Here is a 5265-nt window from a genome sequence, read left to right as displayed (position 1 = left end):
GCATGGCGGGGGTGAGGCGGGCCGGGTCGCTGAAGGTCTTCGACAGGATCGCCAGCAGCTGGGGTGGGCGCGGGACGAGGCCGTCCACGATGGTGTGCAGCGGTGGCCACAGCTCGGCGCGGCCGCCGAAGAAGCAGATCATGAGCAGGGTGTAGAGCGCCTCGATGAGGACCTTGCTGCGGGCGTCGCGCGGGTCGTCCAGTTCCCCGATGGCGGTGGTCAGCAGCCGGTGGGCGGTGTCGATGTCGCCGTCGCCGTGCAGAAGGTGGTAGGCGCCGGCGACGGCGGTCGACAGCGGTCCGCCGGGTCCGGGGTGGGCGCGGCGGGCCTGTTCCAGGAGGCGGGGTGCGTCGCGTATGTCGCCGGTGACGATGGAGCCCAGGTAGGCGGCTTCGGCCAGGCGTTCGCTGCGTCCTTTGCCGGACGGGCTGAGCTCGGCGGCGCGCAGCAGTTCGGTGACCGCGCCGACGGAGTCGCCGCGTCGCAGGTTGGTGTGGGCGACCTGCTGCAGCAGCGCCGCGACGCGCTCATCGGGTTCCTCGGTGGCTTCGGCCAGGTGCCAGGCGTGCCGTTCGGGCCGGTCGGCCAGGTGCGCGGCGAGCTCGGCGTGCGCGCGGCGGCGCTGCCCGCTGGTCGACCACGCCTCGATCGCCGATCGGATGAGCGGGTGGCGGAACGCCAGCTGTTCCGTGGACTCGTCGGCGCGGACGAGACCGGCGCGTTCGGCGGGTCCGAGCCCTTCGCCCCCGCGGTCGGTGGCGAGTTCGCGGATGAGCCGCAGCTCGCCCGTGCCGTCCAGGACGGCCAGCAGCAGCAGTTCGAAGACCGAGGACGGCAGCGCCTGGATGCGGGAGATGAACGTCTTCTGCAAACGCTGGCTCAGGGGGAGCGTCGCGGGCAGGGCCCCGGCGACGGCGCGGGACGGGTCGCCCAGGGAGACCGGGAGTTCGAGCAGGGCGAGCGGGTTGCCTTGGGCGTCGTCGATCAGGCGCCGCCGTACCCGGGCCGTCATCGCCGGGTAGCGGCCGGCCAGCAGCGCCGCCGCGGCCTGCTCGCTCAAGGGTTCCACGCGCGTGACGGGAAGGTCGCCCTGGTCGAAGAAGCTGGACTCGCCGGTGCGGGACGCGGCCAGGAGCGCCACCGGCAGGCCGGTGAGGCGGCGCGCCACCATGCCGAGCACGAGCGCGCTGGCCCGGTCGAGCCACGGCAGGTCGTCGACGATCAGCAGCAGCGGCCGTTCACCGGCGGCCTGCTGGAGCAACGCCAGGACCGCGCCGGCGACGAGCAGCGGCGCGGGCGGTGACCCTTCGCCCAGGTAGAGGGCGACGTTGAGTGCCTGCGCGTGCAACGGGCTCAGGCTGGTCAGCTTCGCTGCGCAGGGGTGCAGGAGCTGGTGGAGCGAGGCGAAGGAGACCTCGGCTTCGAACTGGGACCCGGTCGCCCGCAGAACCCGGGTCCCGGAGCCGGTGGCGATGGCGGCGGCCTCGTCCAGCAGGGAGGTCTTGCCGACTCCCGGATCACCCGAGAGCAGAAGCGGCTCCCCGCCGCCCTGGCCGATCCGCCCGACGAACAGGCGCAGTCGCTCGATCTCGGCTTCGCGGCCGAACAGCCCCGGCGGCCCGGCGGCCGCCTGATCGCGGCGTCCGCCGCTCCCGTCCATCTCCCGACCTTCTCCCACCAGCCGAAACATGTCCAGCGCGCGTTGGACTCACCGGATCGGCCGCTCGGCAAAGGTCAGGTTCGAGGCCCCGGGGCGCCTTGTTCAGGCTGTCGTGGTCGTCGATGGGGTCGTGAGCGTGCCCGGCCCGTCGTCCACGGGCCGGGCTGGTGGGGCGGGGGTCAGTTGGTGGCCGCGGCGGCGTTCTCGATGAGGCGGGCGGTGGTCCCCGGATGGCTGATCATGGGCACGTGGGACGCGCCCTTGACCTCGATGACGTGGGACTTGGCGCGCTGGTAGAAGAAGCGCTCCAGGGCGGGCGGGATGGCCTTGTCCTGGGTGGCGACCAGCGCCCATGAGGGGATGGTGCGCCACGCGGCCGCCTGAGTGATATCCGTGAGGGCCGAGGCCGCGAACGGACGCTGGGTGGCCTGCATGATCCGGGTCGTGGACGCGGGCAGGTCGGCGGCGAACGCGCTGCGGAACTTGTCGGCACGCAGGTAGAGGTCGGTGCCGGTGGTCCCGTCCGGGCTGGGGTACGGCACCGCCTGCACCGAGGAACCGATCTCGCTCCCGGGGAACTTGTCGAGCAGGACGCCGAGCTGCTCCCCCTTGTCGGGGGCGAACGCCGCGATGTAGACCAGCGCCTTGACGTTGGGGTTGCCGGCGGCGGCGTTGGTGATGACGGCGCCGCCGTAGGAGTGGCCGACCAGGACGATCGGGCCATTGATCGACTTGAGGACGCTGCTGGTATAGGTGGCGTCGGTCGGCAGGCCGCGCAGCGGGTTGGCCGGGGCGACGGTCGTGTAGCCGTCGTGCTGGAGCCGCTTGATGACACCGTTCCAGCCGGAGGCGTCGGCGAAGCCGCCGTGCACGAGCACGATGGTCGGCTTGGCCCCGCTCGTGGTGGGGCCGGTGGCCGCGGTCGAGGCGGACGGCGCCAGCATCATGGCCGTCGCGGCGACGGCGACACCGCCCGCGAGCGCCCTGCGGCGGGTGATCGTGCGTCGAACCTGCATGGGGCTCCTTGAAGAGGAGGTCTCGCCCGGTCAACCGTGCCGGGCGAGACGGTGATGACGGAAAGGCCAGAGCTACCGGGCAGTGAGGGCCTCAGCGGCCTGGGCGATGACACCGGCCACAGCGGCCGGGTTGGACACGTAGACCGCGTGGCTGCCCGGCGTCTCGGTGACGGTCGACCCGGCGCGCTCGGACATGGCGCGCTGGGCGGGTGGCGGGATCATCCGGTCGTCGGCGGCGATCAGGTACCAGGACGGCTTGACCCGCCACGCGGGCTCCGACACCGCCCCGCCCAGCGCGTCCACACCCCACGGCACCTGCGAGTCGGCCATGAACGCCGCCTGAGCCTCCGGCAGGTCCGCGGCGAACGACGCGGCGAACTTGTCCCGGTCCAGGAACAGGAAGCCGTCCTTGGGCGGCAGGATCGGCGGGACGGGCGCGCCGGGCGGCGGGTCGGCGATCAGCGAGTTGACCGACTCGCCCTTGTCCGGCGCGAAGGCGGCGATGTAGGCGAGCCCGGCGACGCCCGGGTGGTTGCCGGCCTCGGTGATGACGACACCGCCGTAGGAATGGCCGACCAGGACGGCGGGGCCGTCCAGACCGTCCAGGACCTGGTGGGTGGCGGCGACGTCCCCGGCCAGCGACAGGGTCGGGTTCTGCACCACGGCCACCCGGTAGCCGTCGGCGGTCAGGTGCTCGTACACCCCCTGCCAGCCGGAGCCGTCGACGAACCCCCCGTGCACCAGCACGACGTTCTTCACTTCCGGGCCTGCGTTCATGACGCTGCCTCCTTCGCCCGCGGCTTGGACCCGCAGGCTGGACGGTGGAAAGGGGGAGATGCCGGAACGCTAGAACGGGCGGCGGACGCCTGGATTCCGTCAAATGACGTAATACGGGCAGCGTCCACCTTGGCCCACGTTCCGTGACATACATGAGCCCCCTTGCTCTGAAGGGCCCTCGCCGTTACTCCAGGTCCCAAACCCCGAGACAGCTGCGCAGAGTCCACGTTGGGACGGTCCTCGGGCGAGCGCCTGGTGGACGTGTGGGCCCGGCCGCTGCTCCAGACGCTCAGCACGCTGATCAGAAGGGGTGCGGGCGCGACTGCATCGGGGGATACGGGCCGATGTCCAGCTTCTCGGGGCCGTTGAGGCGGTTGTAAGGCTCGAGCGTCCAGCCGTGGCCTTGGTCGACGGCCGGCGGGTGCACGAGCGTGTCCGGCTGAGGCCCGGCGCGGCGCAGGACCCGGGCGAATGCGGTGCTGAACTGCGGGATCGTCCGTTCGGTACAGCAGGCTGTACCGGTGATTGGGTAGCCTCCTGGGATTCGGGGTTCTACGGGTTCCGCGAGTCTTGTCGCCATGAGCCGACATGGGATCGCGGTGCCGCGCGGGCGGCCCGGGAAGAATCCGCCATCGCGTCATTTACTGAGGGCCGGTGCGGTGTTCGGTGCGCTGCTCGTCGCCGCCGCGATCGTCGGCCCGCCGCCGAGCGTGCGGGCCGAAGTTCCGTGCCGTGACAACGACGGTTTCTGGTGCCTCTACGGAAAGCCGGACCTGGCGGACGGCGGCGGCCTCATCGGCACCAACAACGGCGACACCGACCTCAAGATGGACGGTGACTGGTGGTTCTTCAACGATCAGACACGCTCGGTGAGCAACAGCAGCGGCAGCTTCCTCGGCCTGTACGACGACATCGATTTCAAGGGCTTGATGGCGTGCCTGCCGCCCGGTTCGTCGATGAGCAGGATAGGCGCGGGTGTCAGTTCCCTGCGCGTCCATCCCAGTAGCGGCGCGGCCTGCGTCAGGTCCGGGAGCGCCGGACGGCCGAAGCCGAAGAAGTCCGGCCCCGCGACCGCCCCGACGCCGGAGAAGGCGGCGACCCCGTCGGCGCGGCCCGAGAAGAGCAAGAAGCCCGAGGCCTCCCCGGGCCTCCCGCTGCCGTCCCTGGCGCCGCGACTGCCGAGCGCACCGCCGGTCGTCGTGGCCGCGACCGAGCCGGCCGCCGGTCGGTCCGGCGGCGTCGCGTGGGGTCCCGTGGCCGCGATCGCCGGCGGCGTCGCGGCGCTCCTGGCCCTGGGAACCGGTGGATTGATCCTGAGCCGCCGGCGCCAGGCCGCCGCCCCGGTGCCCCGGACCGCGACCGACACGGGCGCGGCCCGCCGCGTCCACCATGCGTTGCTGCTGCTGACGATCGACTGCGAGGACGAGGGGCGCGACGTGCCGAAGGTGCGCGCGGTGACGATCGACGATGCCGAGGTGGCGCTGCACCTGGTCGCCGCCGACGGGCAGGCACCGCGGCCCTGGCGTGCCGCTCCCGGCGGGACGCGCTGGCACCTGCCCGTCGCCGGCATCGGCGAGCGCGGCGAGGACGTCGATCCGGCCGCCGCCCCCTACCCGCTGCTCGCCGCGGTGCGGCCGGGCATGTGGGCGAACCTCGCCGCGCTGCCGGGGCCGATCGCGCTGACCGGCAACCGGAACGCCGCGCGCAAGGCCGTGGTCGCGATGGCGCGGCGGTTGCGGGACGAGCCCTGGAACTGGTCCGTCCGGGTGGGGATGGCGGGGTTCCCGCCGGAGGCGACGATCGAGTCGCAGG

4 protein-coding genes are annotated in these 5265 nt (G+C 72.6%); 1 reads left to right on the top strand and 3 read right to left on the bottom strand.

Annotation, left to right across the window (positions count from 1 at the left end; all coding sequences use genetic code 11):
- The 3 genes from ETD83_RS38995 to ETD83_RS38985 form a co-directional block, all read right to left on the bottom strand.
- The coding region (locus ETD83_RS38995; protein WP_171064692.1) for an ATP-binding protein at positions 1–1660 on the bottom strand (1660 nt) is incomplete at its 3' end.
- A 179-nt stretch (positions 1661–1839) separates the two neighbouring features.
- Positions 1840–2676, bottom strand: a complete 837-nt coding sequence (locus ETD83_RS38990; RefSeq protein WP_138650212.1) for an alpha/beta fold hydrolase — start codon at positions 2674–2676, stop codon at positions 1840–1842.
- 72 nt (positions 2677–2748) lie between these two features.
- On the bottom strand, positions 2749–3453 hold the full coding sequence (locus tag ETD83_RS38985) for an alpha/beta fold hydrolase (RefSeq protein WP_138650210.1): 705 nt from the start codon (positions 3451–3453) through the stop codon (positions 2749–2751).
- Positions 3454–4112: 659 nt separating this feature from the next.
- On the opposite strand from ETD83_RS38985, the gene ETD83_RS43265 reads away from it, so the two are divergent.
- Positions 4113–5265, top strand: a 1153-nt coding sequence (locus tag ETD83_RS43265; protein WP_171064691.1) for a peptidase inhibitor family I36 protein, incomplete at its 3' end; no start/stop codon positions are given.

Source organism: Actinomadura soli (genome assembly GCF_005889715.1).
GTDB lineage: Bacteria > Actinomycetota > Actinomycetes > Streptosporangiales > Streptosporangiaceae > Spirillospora > Spirillospora soli.
Note: the sequence above shows the minus strand (reverse complement) of the source record. Positions and strands in the feature narration are given on the sequence as shown.